Origin of the sequence: Halogranum amylolyticum (assembly GCF_900110465.1) — an archaeon.
Classification (GTDB): domain Archaea; phylum Halobacteriota; class Halobacteria; order Halobacteriales; family Haloferacaceae; genus Halogranum; species Halogranum amylolyticum.
In genome coordinates this window covers 46,623-65,129 of the sequence record NZ_FODV01000023.1, presented here as the reverse complement: position 1 = coordinate 65,129, position 18,507 = coordinate 46,623, and the positions used below count along the sequence as shown (strand labels likewise).

Sequence of the window (18,507 nt, the reverse complement as noted above, 5' to 3'; positions counted from 1 at the left end):
TCGTAGTCGGCGACGGCGGCCTCGGTCGAGCCGAAGCCGTCGTAGAGGTTGATGTCGATGCTCGTGTCGTCGAGGAGGCCCGTATCGAGCTGGTTGATGCCAAGCCCGTCGGAGTCGATCTCGACGAGGGTGAAGATCTCCTGGATGTCACGGCCCGGGACGGTACCGTTCGCCAGGTCCGGGAACTCGTCGGTCGCGTCTTCGCCGTCGTTGAACACGCGGCCGTCGTCGAGGACGGCGACGAGTTCGCCGTCGACGTTCACGAGGACGCCGGAGGTGAACCCACCGTCGTTGTACTCACGGAAGACGCGAGTCGCGTCGTCGACTTCCACGTCACCGGATGGGCGCGTACGGAGGTCCTCTGCGGCGATGGAGACGACGTGGGTGTCGCCGGCGGTCGAGCGGTCGATCTCGTAAGTCGCGAAGTCACCCTGCACGAGGGTGCGGTTCTCCGCTGCGAAGTTGATGACCGGTTCGTCCGCGGAGACGAGGCGGAACTCGATCGTCTGTCGGACGTCGAGGTCGCCGTACGGCTCGTCGTCTTCGCTGATGACTTCGTACTCGTAGTCACCGGCCTTCTCGACAGGGCCAAGATCCTGCACGAGGACGATAGTGTCGCGAGTGCCGAGGTTCGGGTTGAACAGCGAGCGGTCGAGTCCGTCGTTGTCGCCGGCTTTGCCGAGCGACCTGTCGGACCGTTCCTTGCCCGCGTCAGCCTCGATCTCGTCGAAGACGGGGCGGTCACCGAACTCCTCGCGTGCTTCGTCGATGGTCAGGAGACCGTCGGTGACTGAGCTGCCGGACGCAGGGTCGATGAGTTTGATCTCGGCGCGTTCGGCACCGAGGAAGTTGACGTCGGCGCGGATGATGAGGAACTCGTCCTCTTCGACTGCGCCGCCAGCGTCGATACGCTCACCGTTCTGGTTGAGGATATCGAAGCGGCTGACGCGGGGCTCCTGGATCGTCAGGCTGTTGCCGTCGCGGGTGCCGTCGTCGGAGTAGACGCCGGTGTCCTGGTCGCGCGGGACTGTCTGGTTCAGGTCGAGGGTCTCACCCTCGGCCCCACCGTTCTCGATGCCGATGAGCGTCTCACTGGTGAAGCCCACGAAGCGGGTGTCCTGTTCGCCCTGGAAGACGGTGGCACCCGGGCCGACGAAGCCAGAGCTACCACGGTACGACTGGGCGGCCTGGGCGTTCACGAGGAACCGCTGTTCACCGCCACGCGCGACGAGCACGTCGCCCTCTTCGAGGACGGTGGTGTCAGTCGACGGGTTGTACAGAAGGTTCCCGGAGTTACCACGCTTTACGAGGCCGATTCGTTCGAAGTCTGCGTCGGGGCCGCCGCGCTGCACCTGTGAAAAGATGGTGCCGTCGGGGGCCTCGGAGACGGACGGTAGTTCCTGTGATGCGGCGAGTCCTGTGAGGGCGACCGTCCCTGCGAACAGGGAGGTGACCATGAGGGCCGTCAGAACCAGCGCCCGTATCTGTCGGTTACGGTTCGTTGTTGTAAACATTGATTGTGTATTGTCTGTTGTCTGCTGGATAGTTCGTGTTGCCACGGGCGGTGCGGTGAGTTGACTGTGGATTTCGTGTCTTTCGTGTGTCCCTGTCGTATGCGAACTGCTCACGTCCGGCCCGACGCTCGGGGGAAGGTCGGACCGGACCCGGGACCGCTAACCGTCGCCGACGGCCACATAGCCGTGGCTCGCTAGCCTCTGCGAGACTAGAGGTCGGATGCGCTCGTACGGGTTCGAGGGCCGCACGCCGACCGCGGGGAGCGGCCGACGCGACGGTCGGCTGGACCCGAACAGCTGCGGACTCGACGTCCACGCGTCCGAGAGGGCCGGTGGAGGGCCTAAACCCCACACTGGTATGAGCAATAGAAACAACAGCATCTACCGGTATATACTTTCTCCGAGGGCAGAATGAAACGGTAAATACTTTCTGTCTATCGGGGGGAGACGCCGACGACCGAGTCGGCGTCGCGGCCCCCGAGCAGCGTCACGGTTCCCTATCGTCTGCACGGACGACGACGTCGACCGGTTCGACGGTCAGTTCGGCCGACGGCGTGAGACCGCCACGTTCCAGATCGTAGACGGTGAGTTCGAACCGGGTGCCGGGGTCGACGTCGCGGAAGTCGAAATCGGCCGTCCACGACCCGTCGGCGTCGACGGTCGCGAGTCGTGCCTGGATGAACGAGCCGGGTTCGTCGTACCGGGCGGCGTAGACAACGATGCGACTCCCGGGGGCGACCGACGCCGTCCCGGCGAGCGGCTGTCGGCCCGACTCGACCGAGAGCGTCCCGTCGACGACGCCGTCGACGCTCGCCGTCCGGGGGACGACGACGTAGCTCGCGACCGCCCGGTCGTCGCCGACGTCGCCCGCGTAGGGGCTGTCGGGCGTGAGCGAGAGCGTCGCCGTATACTCCGCGGCGCCCCGTCCCTCAACGAGCGACGGGGCGGGGAACGCGACGGTGAGCACCCCCGCCTCCGCGTCGATCCCGTACTCCGCCGTCGCGAGCGAGACGGGGAGCGTCTCGCCGTCGACGGTGCGGACGAGATCGAGCGTCGCGCCGTTGCCGAGCGTCCCCCGACCGGCCAGTCCGTAGGTCACCGTCCCGGCGGTCGACGGAGCGTCGTTGACGCCGACGGTGACGCGATCGCGACCCGTCGTGTCGGGGTTGACGAGCGCGTACCGAACGACGAGGCCGTCGCCGGGCGCGAGTCGGTACTGCCCGTCGAACTGGAACCGGTACCGACCGTCGCTGTGAGTCGTGACCGACACGAGGCTCTCGTCGAGGTCGACGTCGACAGTGCCGTCACCGTCGCGGTCGACGCCGACGAGCGTCACGGCCGCCCCGACGGTGAGGTTCCGCGGCCGGTCGCCGTCCTCCCCGTCGTAGTCGACGACGAGTCGGCGGAGCGGTTCGTCACTGACGACCGGAACCCGGACGGTGTGCGTCGACCGCGCCTTCGGCGTGCTCGGGTCGGCGTAGACGAGGTTCGACACCGGGACGGCGTCCGCCTCGACCAGCCCGGAGAGGCCGGGTGCGTCGAACCGGAGGACGACCCAGTCGCCGGTCGCGACGACGTCAGTCTCGTGATGCGTCTCGGCCTCGTCGGGCGTCTCGGGGAACGGGGAGACACCGCGGGGAGCCGTCTCGACGGCCGTCGGCCCGAACGCGAACGGAGAGAGCGTGAGCGTGGCGTCGGCTCGAGCGTCCGCCGTCGTGGCGACGACGGCGTACGTCCCGGCCGGTATGGGCGTCGTACGAGCGGAGGTGAGGCGCGTCACGTCGACGACGGCGTCTCCGGCGGCGGCGCGATACGACTGCCGTTCGTCGCCCCGCCCCGCGGCGAACGTGTCGAACGCGACGCGGATCTGCCCGTCGCCGTCGGCGTCGACGACGGTCGCGGTCGCGACGTACGCCCCGGTCCTCTCGACGAGCGTGAGTCGCGCACTCGACGTCCCGTCCAACGAGACGACGACCGGCACCACGGCTCCCCGGGTGGCCGAGTACGCCTCGGCGTCGAGTGCGAGCGCACCGTCGCTGGCGGTGACGACGTCGGCCGTCACTCCGGCGGTGGCGAACGCGAACACGACGACGAGCGCGAGACCGACGACGCTCGTGGAGGAGTGGACGAATGGCATACTCTGTGGATGTAAGACGAGTAGTACGTTCCCTCAGTCGAAGTAAATCCTTTGTGGTAACTACACCCGTCCGGCATCACCGAACCGTCGTCTGTCGCCCGCTTCCGCCGGTCGAACACTGCTGCGAACGCCCGCCGAGCGAGACGATTGATAGGACCGATCTCTGGCCGGAGAGCCCCCTGAAACGTTCTGTTGTGGGGGAGCGTTCGCTCCGGTTCGTCGCGTGATTCTGTTACAACGCTACGTTTGTAATATAGATCCGACGAGCGATGGAGCGAGGGCGAAACACGCACACAGAACGGAGGCGGTTCGAGAACGACGACCGTCCCATCCCGCGAGCGCCGAGCGAAACCGGTCGTTGCGCGGACAGCAAGACGGCCGTCGGTTCGAGTCGGGGGGAGGGCGGACGACCGACGGAAGAGACGGGCGGGCCGCGTCGACGAGCAGGGAGGTGATTCATGCCGTTCGGGAACGTGTAGTTGGTATGGCACTCGGGAACGCCTTCCTCACCCCGCTGGGGCTGCTCGGCCTCGCGTCGGTGATCCCACTCGTCATCCTCTATCTGCTCCGCCCGAAACCGTCGCTGGTCCGCCTGCCGACGTTCGCCTTCCTCGGCGTCGAAACTGAACAGGCGACCAGACACCGGTTCTTCGAGCGACTGCGCCGAGACGCGCTGTTTCTCTTCCAACTCGCCGTGCTCGTCGGCGTCTCGATCGCGCTCGCGACGCCGTACCTGTCTGTGCCGAGCGCCGCCGTCGCCGAGGAGACGGTGCTCGTCGTCGACGCCAGCGCGAGCATGAGCGTCGAGAGCGGCGGGACGACCCGGTTCGCCCGCGCCGTCGACGCCGCGGCCGACGCCGCCGCCGGGTCGACCACGGTGGTCGTCGCCGAGACGAACCCGCGGGTCGTGCTCCGCGACGGGGCGGCAGCCGCCGCACGGCAGACCGTCCGCGACCTGCGGGTGACGGACGCGCCCGGCGACCTCGGCGCGGCGGTGACGGCCGCGTCGACGCTGACGGGACCGGAGGGTCGGATCGTCGTCGTCAGCGACTTCGCGGGCGAGGGCTGGCAGACGCCCGTCGAGGAGGCTCGCGCGCGCGGACTGGCGGTCGACCTCCGGCAGTTCCGCGGCGGCGGGACCGACAACGTCGGCATCGTCGACCTCTCGTTCGCCGACGGCCGCGTGACGGCGACGGTCCGAAACAGTGGTGCGTCGACCGCGACCCGGCAGCTGGGGTTCGACGCCGCCGACCGCCGGGCGGTCCAACTCGCACCCGGCGACGTCGCCGTCGAGACGTTCGACGTCCCGCCCGGCGGCGGCGTCCTCCGCCTCACGCCGAGCGACTCCTTCGACGCGGACGACGCCGCCTACGTCGCCGCGCCGGGGACGGCACAGGTCCGCGTGCTCCTCTTGACCAACGACGAGAACACCTACCTCACCACCGCGCTCGGACTCGTCGAGGAGGTCGACCTCACCGTCGTCAACCCGCCGACCGCCGTCCGGGGCGAGTACGACGTGGTCGTCTTCGGCGACGTCGCCCCGCAGCGACTGCTCCGCGGCGACCTCGCGCTCGCCCGCGACACGCTCGCCGACGGCGGCGGCGTGGCCGTGCTCGCCCAGGAGGACCTCGCCCGGCTCGGCTACGGCGATCTCCTCTTGCTCCGGCCCACCCGCGAGGTGGGGACGACGGCGACGGCGACGAGCGGCGACGACCCGCTCGTCGCCGGGATCGAGTTCGGTGGCGGGGAGTACGTCCGCGGCGAGCCGCGAACCGGGCGGACGCTCGTCGCCGCGAACGACGGGACGCCGCTCGTCGCCGTCGCCGACAGCGGCGGCGGCCGCGTGCTCTACTACGGCTATCTCGAACGCTCGTCGTCGTTCCGGTTCAACTACCTCTACCCCGTGTTCTGGAAGCGGGCGACGCTCTCGCTGGCCGGGAGAGCGTCGCTCGAAGATCTGAACTACCGAACCGGCGAACGCCTGACGTTCGCCGACGACACGACCGTCGCGACGCCGAACGGGCGAGTGACGGGGACGACGGTGCCGCTCTCGCAGGCGGGGATCTACACCGTCGACGGCCGCGAGGTGGGCGCGTCGCTGCTCGACGTCGTCGAGTCCGACGTGAACGCACCGCTCGTGACGAGCGACGTCGTCTCGGGCGGAACGACCGGCGAGGCGGCCACCGCGTCGGTACCGTTCGATCTCACGCCCGCGGTCGTCGCCGTCGTCCTCGGCGTCGTCGCCGGCGAGGTGCTGTTCATGCGCCGCCGAGGGGATATCTGATGGCGGGACCGCGCTCGGTCGGGGGGCTGCAGCTCCCGCTCCCGATTCCGCTAGACTTCGATCTCGGCTTCGATCGACCGCTCGTCCTCGTCGGCCTCCCGCTCGCGGCGCTCGCCCTCTGGTATCTCCTCTTTCGACGGGGAGATTCGGCGACGGGACCGACGACCGCCGGACGGGGGGAGCGCCGACTGCTGTTCCTGACGCGGCTCGTCGTCGTCGGCTGTCTACTCGTCGCGGCGGCCGGGCCGACGGCCGTCGCCGTCCGCGAGACGCCGGGCGACCCCCAGGTGACGCTGCTCGTCGATGACTCCGAGAGCATGGCGCTCACGTCGGTCGACACGGCGCGTCTCGTCCGCGACATCGAGGCGGGCGGCGTCCCCGTCACGACGGTCACCGTCGCCCGCGGCACCGACTCCCGACTGGGCGAGGCCGTCGTCGAGCACAGTCGACCCGACGGCAGTCTCGTGTTGGTCTCGGACGGCCGCGTGACCGGGGGGCGGAGCCTCGACGCCGCTGCGGAGGTCGCCCGCGGGGCGAACACGACGCTGAACACCGTCGCGCTGGAGCCGTCGGACGTCGAGCGGGCGGTCGACGTCGCCGGCCCCGAGAAGACGAGCGTCGGCGTCGAGAACGCCTTCCTCGTCCGCGTGACGGGCGTCGGCGAGGGAGACTCGCGGACGCTGACCGTCACGGTCGACGGCCAGCAGGTGGTGACACGACAGGTCGCCGAGGCGGGCGAAGCCGTCGAGTTCACGCACAGCTTCGCGACGACCGGCGACCACCGCGTCGTCGCCACGCTCGACGGCGAGGACGTCTACGACGACAACGACGTCGCGCGGCTCTCGGTCCGCGTCGTCGACCGCCCGGCGGTGCTGTACGTCTCCCGCGGGGAGTACCCCTTCGCGACGCTACTCGACGACCTCTACGACGTGACGCGCGCCGAGTCGGTCCCCTCGGACCTCGACCCGTACACCGCGGTCGTGATCCAGGACGTCGCCGCCGATGACCTCGGCGACGTGGCCGCGCTCCAGCGGTTCGTCATCGAGGGCAACGGGCTGGTCGTCACCGGGGGGCGCAACGCCTTCGAGAACGGCGACTACGCCACCTCACCGCTTAGCGGGATGCTCCCCGTCCAGTCCGGCGAGGCCGGCGGCGGCGACGCGGCGAACGTCGTCCTGCTGGTCGACGTCTCGGGGAGCGCCTCGGCTGGGATGCGCATCCAGAAGGCGCTGGCGCTCGACGTACTCGACCAGCTCGGCGACGACCAGCGGGTGGGCGTCGTCGCGTTCAACGACGCCGCCTACCGCATCGTCGACCCGGCCCCACTGGCGACGTCCCGGCCGGTCGTCGAAGACACCATCAGGCGACTGCAGGCCGGCGGCGGGACGAACATCGGCGCGGGACTCGTCGGTGCGGCCGACATGCTGGGCGACGAGGGCGGCAGCGTCATCCTCATCTCCGACGGCGTCGGCCAGGCACCGACGACCATCGCGGCGGCCGACCGCCTGGCGGCGCGGGACACCCGAGTCGTCACCGTCGGCGTCGGCAGCGTCGTCGACGAGTCGCTGCTCCGCATCGTCGCCGAGACGACCGGTGGGACGTACGTCCGTGCCGACGAGACGAACCGACTCCGCCTCCTGTTCCAGGACGACTCCAGACCGTTCTCTGCGGACGTGCTCACCGTCGTCGACGACACCCACTTCGTCACGTCGGGCGTGACGCTGCAGTCGAACCCCACAGAGAGCCACGACGTCAGCGTCCGTCCGGGAGCGGACTACCTCGTCGCGTCCGGCTCCGGCGACCCGGCCGTCGCCACCTGGCGCTACGGGCTCGGGCGCGTGCTGACGGTGACGGCCTACGGGAGCGACGGGACGCTCGACGGACTGTTGGCCCGGCCGGACTCGCTGCTCCTGACGAAGGGCGTCAACTGGGCCGTCGGCGACCCCGAGCGGAAGGCGACGAACGTGCTCGACGTGCCGGACACTCGCGTCGGCGAGGCGGTCACGGCCACCTACGTCGGCGACGACCGCCCGACGTCGCCGGAGGTTCGGTTCGTCCGCGTGGGCGAGACGCGCTACGAGGCGACGGTCGTCCCCACCGAACCGGGGTTCGAGACGCTGCTCGACGCCGAGTACGCGGTCGACTACCCGGCGGAGTACGCCGCCTTCGGCCCGTCGCCGACGCTCGCGAGCGCGACCGAGACCACCGGCGGCCGGACGTTCGCCCCCGACGAGGGGCGGGCCATCGCGAACTTCGCCAAGCAACGGGCGACGAAGGTTCGGGTCGTCCGCGAGTCGCTCGCGTGGGCCTTCCTGACCGTCGCGCTCGTGGTCTACCTCCTCGACGTGGCAGTGCGTCGACTCAAGCTATACTACCGTGGCGCACCTACTGGAGGGGGACGATGACGTATATCGGCCGGACGATCAACCTTACGTTCGTGTTCCTCGTCGTTCTCGCCGTCGCAGGAACCGCCGGCGCGACGATGTACTATCAGCAGTCCGTCGACGACCTCGTCGAGCGCAACGAGCGACTGGAGGCGGAGAACGAGGCACTCCGGGAAGATCTGGCCGCCAGAGAGGACGAGATCAGCGGCGTGAGCGGTCAGCTCGCCGAGCTGAACGAGAGTCTCGAGACCCGACAGAGCGACATCCAGCAGGTCGGCGAGGAGCTCAGGGAGACCGAGGGAACGCTCGAGGAGACCCGCACGGAGTTGGAGTCGACGCGGGCCGAACTCGTCCGCGTGCGCTCGCAGGTGTCGGCGCTCGAGCGACGCGTCTCCGACCTCGAACGCCAGCGGCTCGAACTCGAACGCGAGAACAGCGACCTCGAGGACGTCAACGACGCGCTCTCGGACCGGAACGGCGATCTCGAGCGACAGAACGAGCTGCTCGACCGCGAGGTCGACCAGCTGGAGGGCGAGGTGAGTGCGCTCGAACAACAGAACGAGGACCTGCGCGACCGCATCCGCCAACTGGAGGACGCGCTCGCGGCCGCCCGTAGCGGGACGAGCCGACTCGCTGACGCGGAGGTGTCGCCGTGAGCGCCGGGAGCGACGGAGACGAGGGGACGGGACGGACGCGGTGGGGGAAACGGAAGGGACGCGACAGCGCGACCCGCATCGCCGCCGCGATCCGGCAGGTGCGCCGCGAGGGGCAGAAGGCGGCGTTCGTCCACGCCGTCACCGAGGCGGCGCTCGCCGGACTCGCTGTCAACCTCTTCGTAGGGACGCTCGGGCCGGTCGTCGATCGGGACGTCCGACTCGCCGTCGTCGCGGTCACGACCGTCGTCGCGTTCGTGCTGGGCGTCCGCCTGCGCACTCGACGGCCGGTCGTCGAACGGTTCGAACGGGCGAACCCCGCGGTCGACGAGGCGCTGCGGACGGCCCGCGACGTCCGGGTCCGCGACGAGCGCGGCCCGATGGCGCGGGCGCTGTACGACGACGTGCTGGCCCGACTGCGCGACACGTCGAGCGCGAAACTGGTCGACAGTCGTCGACTGGCCGTCGTCCTCGTGCTCCTGCTCGTCCTGTCGCTCGTGACCGCGCAGGTGACGATCGAAGGGCTCGACATCGACGACTTCGACGTCGACGCCCGGTTCGGCGGCGGTGGGGGCGACGGCGGACGCGGCGGGCCGACGTCCGAGGGCGGCGACGGCGGCGAGACGCTCCGCGACGGGTCGCTCGTGCTCGGCGAACCGGAGGACGTCGAGGCCGGCAGCGAGGAGTTGCCAGTCTCCGTCGACGTCGGCGGCGGTGCAGACGGCGTCGAGGAACGCGTCTACAACACCGGCGGCTTCGCCGGCGACACCGCAGTCGAGTCCCAGCGGGCGGGTTTCGCGCCGGACGAGGTGTTGGAGGACGCGGAGCTCATCCGCGAGTACAACCTGCGGATACGGGAGGAAGAAGCGTGACCGACGAGACCAGAGAGAACGGCGGCGAGACAGAGGTAGAGACCACGGGACGAGCGGGGACGGAGACCGAGGACGGGACAGAGCGGGAAGCGGCGGCCGAGGAGTTCGACCTCGAGACCGTCGCCCGGACGCTCGACCGGGTGCGCACGGAGGTCGGCAAGCGCATCGTCGGACAGGAGGCGGTGATAGAGCAACTGCTCGCCAGTCTGCTGTGTGACGGCAACGCTCTGCTGGAGTCGAACCCCGGGCTGGGCAAGACGCTCATGGTGCGGACGCTCGCGTCGGTGACGGATCTCTCCTTCTCGCGCATCCAGAACACGCCGGACCTGATGCCCTCCGACATCACGGGGACGGAGCTCATTCGCGAGACGGATCGAGGCCGAGAGTTCGTCTTCGAGCGCGGGCCGGTGTTCGCCAACGTCGTGTTGGCCGACGAGATCAACCGCGCGACGCCGAAGACGCAGGCGGCGCTGCTCGAGGCGATGCAGGAGAAGCAGGTGACCGTCGGCGGCGAGACGTACCAACTGCCGCGACCGTTCTTCCTCTTGGCGACGCAGAACCCCATCGACCAGGAGGGCACCTACCCGCTGCCGGAGGCACAGTCCGACCGCTTCCTGATGAAGATCCTCCTCGACTATCCGGCCCTCGACGAGGAGGAGGAGATCGTCAACCGCTACACGCGGAGTCTGAACCCGTCGATCCCCGTCGAGACGGTGCTGTCGGCGAGCGAGTTGCAGCGCGTCCAGGAGCTCACCCGACAGGTGCCCATCGCCGACGACCTCCAACTGTCGGCCATCGAGCTCGTCCGGCGGACCCGCGACGCCGAACACGTCGACTTCGGGGCGAGTCCGCGGGCGAGCATGGGGCTCGTCGTCGCCGCGAAGGCGCGCGCGCTGCTTGACGGGCGGACACACGTCAAGCGCGAGGACGTCGAGGCGATGGCCGCCCCGGTGCTCAGACACCGCCTCATCCTCGACTTCCGCGCCGAGCGGCAGGGGACGACGGCCGACGACGTCGTCGCCGAGTTGCTGTGAGCGAATCGAGCCCAGCGGGGACGAACGGGGGCGACGAGAGGAGACGGATGGAGACGACGGAAGGAGACGACCCGCCATGATCACCCCGGAGTTCCTCGACGAGATCGAGGCGTTCGCGACCGCCCGAAAGCGCCGCATCAGCAGCATCTTCCAGGGCGAGCAGGTCGCCCAGACGGTCGGCGAGGGGTTGACGTTCAAAGACTACCGCCCGTACGCGCCGGGCGACGACACGCGCCTCATCGACTGGAAGGTGTATGCCCGCACCGACGACCTGTTCATCAAGCAGTACGAGGCCGAGCGCAACCTGACGGTCCACGTCCTCTTAGACGAGAGCGCGTCGATGGCGTTCGGCGAGGGCGAGACGAACAAGTACGAGTACGGCGCGAAACTCGGGCTCGGCTTCGCCTACCTGACCGCAGCGGAAGGCAACGACTTCCGCTTCGCCGCCTTCGGCGAGACCGCGGAGCGACTCGACAGCGGGCGGTCGAACCGGGGGACGGTGCTCGAACTCATCGAACTGCTCAACGAGCGGACGCCGACTTCGAGTACCGACTTCGTGCGGTCGTTCGAGGAGTACGCCGCCACCATCCACACGAAGTCGTTGGTGCTCGTCGCCAGCGACTGTCTGACCGACCCTGCCACCTTCGGCGAGGCGCTGGACGCGCTGGCGGACCACCATCTCGTCGTCGCGGGGGTGTTGACGCCCGACGAGTGGGACCCGCCCGCCGCCGGCGACACCCGGTTCGAGGACGTCGAGTCGCCCCAGCAGCTCCGGACGTACTTCGGGTCGCGCCTCCGCGAGCGCTACCGCGAGCGACTGACGGACCACGTCACCGCCGTCGCCGACGAGTGTCAGGACAGAGGTGCCGCGTACGTCCCCGTCGACACCGGCGACGGCTTCTTCGAGTCGTTCACGCGGGTGTGGACCGAGTGAACGAGAGCGTAACATATCAGAACGTCTGAGTGTGTGTCGAGCCAACAGACCGCAGAAAGACCATGTAGCCACGCGTAGTACCAACATGTCAAGAGGAATCCCGAGATGAACGAAACACTGACCGAGAGCCAAATCTACCGACTCCTCGGGAACGATCGGCGGCGTGCAGTTCTCAAGGTTCTCGACGGGACGGACGAGGTGACGCTCGAAGCGCTCGTCGACAGCCTCGTCGACGGGACGAGTCCGGAGGCGGTCCACGACGGTCTCGCCCGCAGTTTCTACGTCTCGCTCCAGCAGACGCATCTACCGAAACTCGCCGGCTGTGGAGTCGTCGAGTTCGACGGTGGAAACGGGCCGGTCCGTCGCGGGCCACAGTTCGAGCAGGTCCGCCGCCACCTCGGAGCCACGTACGACGACCACTGGACCCGGCTGACGGAACTGGTCTCTCGGCCCGCTGCCGTGTTGCTACTGTCGGTGACCTGTTTCACCCTCGGTGTCGCCGTCGGAACCGCGCTGTTTTTCTGAACGTTCCCCTCGGCAGTTTGCTGGTTTTGCCAGTAGTTGAAGTCGCGGGTGCGACCGATCCCACCACCCACGTGGCGAACGTGACACGGTGACGCCAGGTAGTTAACTCTCGGTCGTCACCTGCCCAGCGGCAGTCGTCTCCCGGCCTACGAACCGAGACCACAGCAGCAGCGCTGCCGGGAGCACGAGCATCGACGAGAAAAAAGAGTAGACGACGCTGGTGGCCGCCAGAACGCCGAACTGGCCGATGGCGGGGAAGACGGCGAGCACCAGCACGCCGATACCGAAGACGGTGGTGAGCATGCTGCCGGCGAGCGCGCCGCCGGTCCCGACGACCGTTGCCGTCGCCGCCGTGACGGGGTCGCTACCGGCGTCGAGTTCGTCGACGAACCGGTGGACGACGTGGACCGAGTAGTCGATGCCTAGACCGATGGTCATGGCGAGTACGGTGGCGGTGAAGGCGTTCAGCGAGTAGCCGACGAGTCGCATCGTCGCCGCGACGAAGGTGACGGTCAGCACGATGGGTAGGAGGTTCACGAGCCCCAGCGAGGGTCGTCCCTCCAGCGCCGCGAAGGCGACGACGAGGAAGACCCCGGTGCCGACGAGTGCGAGCGCGAGGCTGAGGATCGCCGACTCGAAGATGAGATCCGCGATCGCTTGGAAGACGACGATCTCGCCCGTCGCCGTCGCCCTGTATCGATACTTGTCGGCGACGGCGCGGGCATCGGCGGTGATCTCGGCGTCGACGGCGTCGCCCTGCACCGTGTAGAGGACGCGGGCGCTCCGGCGGTCGTCGGTGAGATACGTCTCGGCCGCGTCGCCGACCGGCGAGGCGAACAGCGCGTCGTAGACTCGGTCGAGGTTCTCGTCGGGGATTCCGTTTCTGTCGGCGTCGTTGCGTTCGACGAGCGCGGCGAACGCAGGGTCACGGGCGGCGTGGAACCGGACGAGCGTCACGATGCTCTCCTCCTCGGCGCGGCGGCCGTCGCGGACGAACGTCGACGGCGGGTCGTCGCCGGCGCGAGCCATCGACTCGAGCGCGCCGTCGCGCGTCATCGGTCCCTCGACGTAGACGACGACCTGGTCGCCTTCGCTCGCCTCGAAGCTGTCCTCGAGGAAGTTGATGTCGCGCGTGATGGTGTACTCGCTCGGCCTGAACGGTTCAGGGAGCGACGCGAGGTACGCCGGCGTCTCCTCCGGTGGGAGGAACTGCTCCTGGGTGAACGTGGTGTCGACGCCGGTGGCGTAGACGCCGGCGCCGGCGGCAGTCACGAGCGCGACGGCGACGACCGCAAGCGGGGCGCGACGACCGACGACGACGCCGACGCGCAGCACGCCGCCGACCGTCGACTCCGCGGAGGCCAGCGGCGCCTGGCTGAACGTCGGGACGCCCGGGTACCGCTCTCGCAGGTCGTCGGTGTACATCTTCAGCGCGGGGAGGAAGACGCCGAAGACGAGGAAGGCGAAGACGATGCCGACCGAGGCGACGACGCCGAACTCCCGGATCGGCGGGAGACCGCTGACGAGGTTGGCGGCGAAGCCGACGACGCTGGTGGCCGTCACGAGAAAGAAGGCGACGAGCAGTTGGTCGGTGGTGCGACGCATCGCCGTCTCGCGGTCGGCTCCCGTCGTTTTCTCCTCGCGGAAGCGATTGATGGCGTGGATGCCGAAGTCGATCCCGACCGCCAAGAGCAGCGGCGGGACGGCGATGAGGATCTGGCTGAACGGGATGCCGACGAGCCCCATGAAGCCGAGCGTCCAGACGATCGTCGTCCCGAGCGCGACCATCCCGAGCAGGAGATCGACGAGATCGCGGTACGCGAGAAGCAGGAAGCCGACGAGGAGGACGACTGCGGCCGGAATCACCACGAGCAGCGAGTCGCCGATGACCGTCGAGAACTCGTCGTTGATAATGCCCGCCCCGAACACGCGGATATCGCCGCCGACGGTCGCGACGACGCGCTGGCTCGTCCGCTGGATGCGAGTGAGCTCCCCCGTCTCTCCCTGTTCGGCGGGGTCGCCCGGGACGTCGTGTTCGACGACGGCGACGGTGGCCGACGCCGTCGCGCTCCGTCGGTTGAAATCCCTGCTCAGCAGACGGACGAACGCGGGGTTCTCGGCAGCCGTCTCACGGACCGCCTGCCTGACGGCGTCCGGCGGCGCTCGGCGGAGCACGTCACGTTGAGCCTCCAACGTCGTCGCCGCGGGATCAAGCCGGGTCGCGACCGTCGAGGCGGCGCTCCGGGTCGAGACGACCCGCAGGTCGGGACGCTCCGCGAGGCGGTACTGCGCCTCGGCCATCCGGACGAGCCCGGGTTTCGAGACGACGTTCTCGCCGGACTGGATCAGCTGCGTCGTCTGCGGGTCCGGGTCGAAGGGGTCCTCGAACCGGTCGGTGACGGCGTCGAGCGCCCGTTGCTCGGGGAGGTCCTCGGAGAACGACTCGGTGCCGGTCTCGGTCGAGACGTTCGCCAGACCGACGCCGAAGACGGCAGTCACGAGGAGGAAGGCGAGGACGACCCGACCGGGGCGGTCGACGATCCACGCGTCGCCGCGGTCGACGAGTCGCTGGAGCCTCGGGCGCATCAGCGTCGCCGCCAGATCCAGACGCCCGCGACGACGGCGACGAGGAGACCGACGCCGACGAGCGAGGCCGGAGCGTCGAGGCCGACACCGCGCCGCTCGGCGGCGGTCACCGCGACGGGGACGCGGTACGCCTCGGAGATCTCCGTGTCACCGTCGGGCGTGTCGTACTCGAAGTCGACTGAGACCGGGTAGACCTTGCTCGCGGCACCGCGCGCCACGCTCGCGCGGAAGGTGACGTTCGTCGACTCGCCGGGGTCGAGCGCCGCGACGAACGCCTCGTCGTCGTCGCTGTCGAGCGGGTCGTCGAAGAACGCCTTCGCCGTGACGTCGGTCACTCGTTCGCGACCGTCGTTGGTGACGCGGAAGACGAGCGTGTCGCTCCCGCCCGCAGGGACGGGGTCCGAGAGCGGGTCGACGCGGAACACCGGCCGCTTGGGGGCGATCTCGACGCGGGCGGGCAGCGGATCGCTCGTCCGCACGTCGCCGCGGGCCGTCCGGTAGCGGACGTCGAAGGTGAACTCGCGGAAGCCGGCGGTGGCGGCGTCGCTGACGTCGACGTCGAAGGCGAAGCCGGCCGACTCGCCGGGAGCGAGGTCGGGAAGCGCGAACTCCGGTTCGGGGACGTCGAGATACTCGCTGCCGACGGCGAGCCCGACGACTGGCGAGGAGACCGGTTCGGGGCCGTCGTTGTAGACGGTTCCGGTGACCGTCCCCTCCTGACCGACGCTGAGCGTCGTAGCGACGCCGCCGAGCGAGAACGCCTGTTCGACGCCGGCGCGGACGCTCGCCGACAGCGGCAGCCCCTCGCGGCGGATGCCGTCGACGTCGGTGTAGGTGACGGCGACGTCGACGGGGTAGTCGCGGTCGACGACGTCGCCCGCGACGCTGACGGTGTAGCGGAGCGAGGCGGTCTCGCCGGGTTCCAGACGGGTGACGAAGCCTCCTGCCGTCGCCGTCTCGGTGCCGAACTGGAGTTCGTCGCTCGTCGACGTCAGCGCCACGCGGAGGTCACGGGCAGGCTCCGTGCCGACGTTGCGGAGCGTCAGGTCGAACGTCCCGCGGTCGCCGACGAGCACGTCGGTGCTGACGTCGACGACAGTGAACCGGGCGGTGTCCTCGACGACGAACTCGACGTACTGTCGCTCGGTCACCTCGATGTCGAGATACCGGGGGGAGGGGTCGGCGGAACCCTCGTCGACGGTGACGATCCGGGTGTAGACGTACTCGACGTCGACCGGGAGACGGTAGCGTCCCGGCGGGGCGGACTCGCCGACGACGAGCGAGACGCCGAACGGGCCGGCCGTCCCGGTGGAGACCTCGCCGACGGGGACGCGCCCGCTCGTCACCTCGACCGGCGCGTCACCAGCGCGGAGGCGAACCGTCGCCGCACGGGCGGTCGTCACCCGCTCGACGTACTGTGCCGGGCCACCCTTCCGGACGTCGCCCTCGTTGACGACGTAAAGGTCGAGCGTCACCTCCTGTCCGGGCGTGAACCGGTAGGTCGGGCTGACCACCCGCAGATCCGGTTCGCCGATGACCTGCGTGGTGTCGACCTGTGCGGCGACGGGAGCGGCGAACACTGTCGCGAGGACGAGACTCAGGACGACGACTGCGGGGAGGGAGTTCATGTGGACCGGAAGCGGCACTACCGAAGATGGGCTTCTCGTTGGGAGACGAGAGGTCTCCCGCACGCAAAAGTCCATCGTGCACTCGGACGGACAGTCGGGAACGCTGTCAGAGACCGCCGTCGACGGGCGAGAAGTCCGACTCGCCTCGTGCGCGGAACGTGGACCACGGAGCGCGGGATGCGTTCGATTCGATCGAGTCTACGCTGCATGAAACTGCCCCCGGAGACAGCACCGGTTCGAACCGTGTTTCACGATGTCACAGTCGCTCGAGGCGACAGGTCCGCGCGGCGAGCGCTCGACGTGTCGGAGAGACAGAACCGAAGAACGTGACGTTGCACGACGTGTCGGCGGGACGGTCCGTCGCAACGGATTGTTTGGCCGACGGCCGCCAGAAACCGCGTGCCGGCACCGTACCGTTCGGAGAGACCGTTCGAGCAGAGACTCCGCCGAACCGAACGGGAAACTGGAAGGCAGCCGTTTCCGTCGAGGACGTCGAGTGATCCGTCGCCGTAACGGGCCGTTGACGTTTTACGGGGACTGTCCAGTGACCAGGAGAGTCACGCGGGACGGACGGACGTCCGCCCTCATTCGACCGTCGACGGCTGAACGAAATAAAGATTCGGACCGTGTCGAGAAACGTCTTCGAGCGAGCAGAGAGCGTCCCGTCGAAGGTGTCAATATGAAGCTACCCGAAGCGCTCCACAGCATCTTCCTGGTATAAGCAGGCCGCAAACGTTAGTGTCTGATAGAGGTGGATGAGAATGAGTGTCACAGACCCCGCTGATGCCCCGAACGAAAAACGACTCGAGCAGTTCCTCCTAGAGAAGGCTCGCGACGGCGAGTTCTACTTCAAGAGCAAGTTCATCGCCGACGACGTCGGCCTGTCGCCGAAACAGATCGGCGCGCTGATGTCGAAACTCCGCGACTCGACGACCGAACTAGAGATCGAACGCTGGTCCTACACGGGTGCGACCACGTGGCACATCGCCCCGGCCGGGACGACCGAGACCGCTCCCCCCCTCCCCGCCTGACCTCCCCTTCGGCCCTCCGACACCGCCCCCTCGACCATATAACACATTTCTTCTATATATTTTATTTTGATACATTCTGCAAAAGAGAATAGTCTATCCGGCGAGACTGTACATCAGGATGAGTCTCCACCCCGATGGGCGAACGAGCGAGGAGTGTTGCTCGACAGACGTCTGTATCTGCCGTTCTGCGGGGTTTTCAGACGAAACACCCGGGAACGACGCCGGTTCGGACGGCGATCCGACGCGCGAGCGGTGATTGAGACGAGGGCAGACTACAGATGGCCTGTTCGCGCCGATATCGGACGACGCTTCCTGTTGGGCCGACGCCTGCGGACGGGTCGGTCTTGAAGCGCAGATGGCGAGGCGAGTTCGTGCGCTGTACACCGATTGGTAATAGACAGATATATTATGGTTTTCCGAAATAGTAACGTGCGAAATATATCGTCTCGTAGATGGTCTCGGGTCGATGGCTCGACCGGAGACGTGGAGAGCGTCGGGACTCGGAGTCCGGCGTCTCGGGAGAGTCTCGGGCGGCCCGGTCAGTCGTGTGCCCAGCCGTCGCGACAGTCCGCGTCGCAGAAGACGTACACTTGATACTGGCCCGTCTCGTCTCGACCGGTCGTCGCAGGTCGCCACCGGGTCGTGTCGATGCGGCGGCCGCAGGTCGAGCACGTGTCGGAGCCGAACTCCTTCGGTTCGTGAGATGCGTTCGTGGTCGTCGTGTCCTGTTTGCTCATGGGGGATCGGGGTTGTTGTCTGGGTCGTTCGCACGGACGTTCGGACGTCGCGACCGCGTCGGTCGACGGGGTCACGAGGAGTCCCGATCGTGACGCCGTCGCAGCGGCGCGGGACACCGAACGCGAGGGAGCGAGGGGGCGAGACGGCGAACGTCCCCGTCCGACCGCAGACGAGTTCGTTCGGCGTC

The 18,507-nt window shown here is 68.6% G+C and carries 12 protein-coding genes and 1 pseudogene; 8 read left to right on the top strand and 5 right to left on the bottom strand.

Annotated features, from left to right (window positions below; all coding sequences use genetic code 11):
- Nucleotides 1-1,457, bottom strand: a pseudogene (locus BSG17_RS22235) (hypothetical protein); the annotation flags it as partial.
- 544 nt (nucleotides 1,458-2,001) lie between these two features.
- Complete coding sequence (locus BSG17_RS22230) at nucleotides 2,002-3,651, bottom strand: BGTF surface domain-containing protein (protein ID WP_089827583.1); 1,650 nt, start codon at nucleotides 3,649-3,651, stop codon at nucleotides 2,002-2,004.
- A 484-nt stretch (nucleotides 3,652-4,135) separates the two neighbouring features.
- Here BSG17_RS22230 and BSG17_RS22225 point away from each other — a divergent pair, with 484 nt between their 5' ends.
- From BSG17_RS22225 to BSG17_RS22195, 7 genes are all read left to right on the top strand, one after another.
- Nucleotides 4,136-5,935 (top strand): BatA domain-containing protein, encoded by a 1,800-nt coding sequence (locus tag BSG17_RS22225; protein WP_089827582.1) that lies wholly within the window; start codon nucleotides 4,136-4,138, stop codon nucleotides 5,933-5,935.
- Nucleotides 5,935-8,340, top strand: a complete 2,406-nt coding sequence (locus BSG17_RS22220) for a VWA domain-containing protein (protein WP_244531669.1) — start codon at nucleotides 5,935-5,937, stop codon at nucleotides 8,338-8,340. The genes BSG17_RS22225 and BSG17_RS22220 overlap by 1 nt, the downstream gene beginning before the upstream one ends.
- Entirely contained in the window at nucleotides 8,337-8,975 is a 639-nt protein-coding gene (locus BSG17_RS22215) for a hypothetical protein (RefSeq protein ID WP_089827581.1), read from the top strand. Before BSG17_RS22220 ends, BSG17_RS22215 begins: the two co-directional genes overlap by 4 nt.
- The gene (locus BSG17_RS22210) at nucleotides 8,972-9,844 is read left to right on the top strand and encodes a DUF7502 family protein (protein ID WP_089827580.1); all 873 of its coding nucleotides are present in this window, start codon (nucleotides 8,972-8,974) and stop codon (nucleotides 9,842-9,844) included. The genes BSG17_RS22215 and BSG17_RS22210 overlap by 4 nt, the downstream gene beginning before the upstream one ends.
- A gap of 140 nt (nucleotides 9,845-9,984) precedes the next feature.
- Nucleotides 9,985-10,878: an AAA family ATPase gene (locus tag BSG17_RS22205; RefSeq protein ID WP_244531671.1), complete on the top strand. Its 894-nt coding sequence runs from the start codon at nucleotides 9,985-9,987 to the stop codon at nucleotides 10,876-10,878.
- Between the two features lie 76 nt (nucleotides 10,879-10,954).
- On the top strand, nucleotides 10,955-11,812 hold the full coding sequence (locus BSG17_RS22200) for a DUF58 domain-containing protein (protein ID WP_089827578.1): 858 nt from the start codon (nucleotides 10,955-10,957) through the stop codon (nucleotides 11,810-11,812).
- 105 nt (nucleotides 11,813-11,917) lie between these two features.
- Nucleotides 11,918-12,337 (top strand): DUF7344 domain-containing protein, encoded by a 420-nt coding sequence (locus BSG17_RS22195; RefSeq protein WP_089827577.1) that lies wholly within the window; start codon nucleotides 11,918-11,920, stop codon nucleotides 12,335-12,337.
- Between the two features lie 102 nt (nucleotides 12,338-12,439).
- Here BSG17_RS22195 and BSG17_RS22190 read toward each other — a convergent pair whose 3' ends face one another.
- Together BSG17_RS22190 and BSG17_RS22185 are read right to left on the bottom strand one after the other, a co-directional pair.
- Nucleotides 12,440-14,923 (bottom strand): efflux RND transporter permease subunit, encoded by a 2,484-nt coding sequence (locus BSG17_RS22190; protein WP_089827576.1) that lies wholly within the window; start codon nucleotides 14,921-14,923, stop codon nucleotides 12,440-12,442.
- Nucleotides 14,923-16,551: a COG1361 S-layer family protein gene (locus BSG17_RS22185; protein WP_089827575.1), complete on the bottom strand. Its 1,629-nt coding sequence runs from the start codon at nucleotides 16,549-16,551 to the stop codon at nucleotides 14,923-14,925. Before BSG17_RS22185 ends, BSG17_RS22190 begins: the two co-directional genes overlap by 1 nt.
- A 755-nt stretch (nucleotides 16,552-17,306) precedes the next feature.
- Here BSG17_RS22185 and BSG17_RS22180 point away from each other — a divergent pair.
- Nucleotides 17,307-17,582: a DUF7123 family protein gene (locus tag BSG17_RS22180; protein WP_394327982.1), complete on the top strand. Its 276-nt coding sequence runs from the start codon at nucleotides 17,307-17,309 to the stop codon at nucleotides 17,580-17,582.
- 539 nt (nucleotides 17,583-18,121) lie between these two features.
- On the opposite strand, the gene BSG17_RS22175 is transcribed toward BSG17_RS22180, so the two are convergent.
- Entirely contained in the window at nucleotides 18,122-18,319 is a 198-nt protein-coding gene (locus BSG17_RS22175; protein ID WP_089827573.1) for a DUF7576 family protein, read from the bottom strand.
- Nucleotides 18,320-18,507 lie beyond the last annotated feature (188 nt).

Coding starts and splice junctions, on each gene's coding strand:
- BSG17_RS22230 (WP_089827583.1), bottom strand. CDS start 3,651: ATGCCATTCGTCCACTCCTCCACGAGCGTCGTCGGTCTCGCGCTCGTC.
- BSG17_RS22190 (WP_089827576.1), bottom strand. CDS start 14,923: ATGCGCCCGAGGCTCCAGCGACTCGTCGACCGCGGCGACGCGTGGATC.
- BSG17_RS22195 (WP_089827577.1), top strand. CDS start 11,918: ATGAACGAAACACTGACCGAGAGCCAAATCTACCGACTCCTCGGGAAC.
- BSG17_RS22215 (WP_089827581.1), top strand. CDS start 8,337: ATGACGTATATCGGCCGGACGATCAACCTTACGTTCGTGTTCCTCGTC.
- BSG17_RS22225 (WP_089827582.1), top strand. CDS start 4,136: ATGGCACTCGGGAACGCCTTCCTCACCCCGCTGGGGCTGCTCGGCCTC.
- BSG17_RS22180 (WP_394327982.1), top strand. CDS start 17,307: ATGAGAATGAGTGTCACAGACCCCGCTGATGCCCCGAACGAAAAACGA.
- BSG17_RS22200 (WP_089827578.1), top strand. CDS start 10,955: ATGATCACCCCGGAGTTCCTCGACGAGATCGAGGCGTTCGCGACCGCC.
- BSG17_RS22175 (WP_089827573.1), bottom strand. CDS start 18,319: ATGAGCAAACAGGACACGACGACCACGAACGCATCTCACGAACCGAAG.
- BSG17_RS22220 (WP_244531669.1), top strand. CDS start 5,935: ATGGCGGGACCGCGCTCGGTCGGGGGGCTGCAGCTCCCGCTCCCGATT.
- BSG17_RS22185 (WP_089827575.1), bottom strand. CDS start 16,551: ATGAACTCCCTCCCCGCAGTCGTCGTCCTGAGTCTCGTCCTCGCGACA.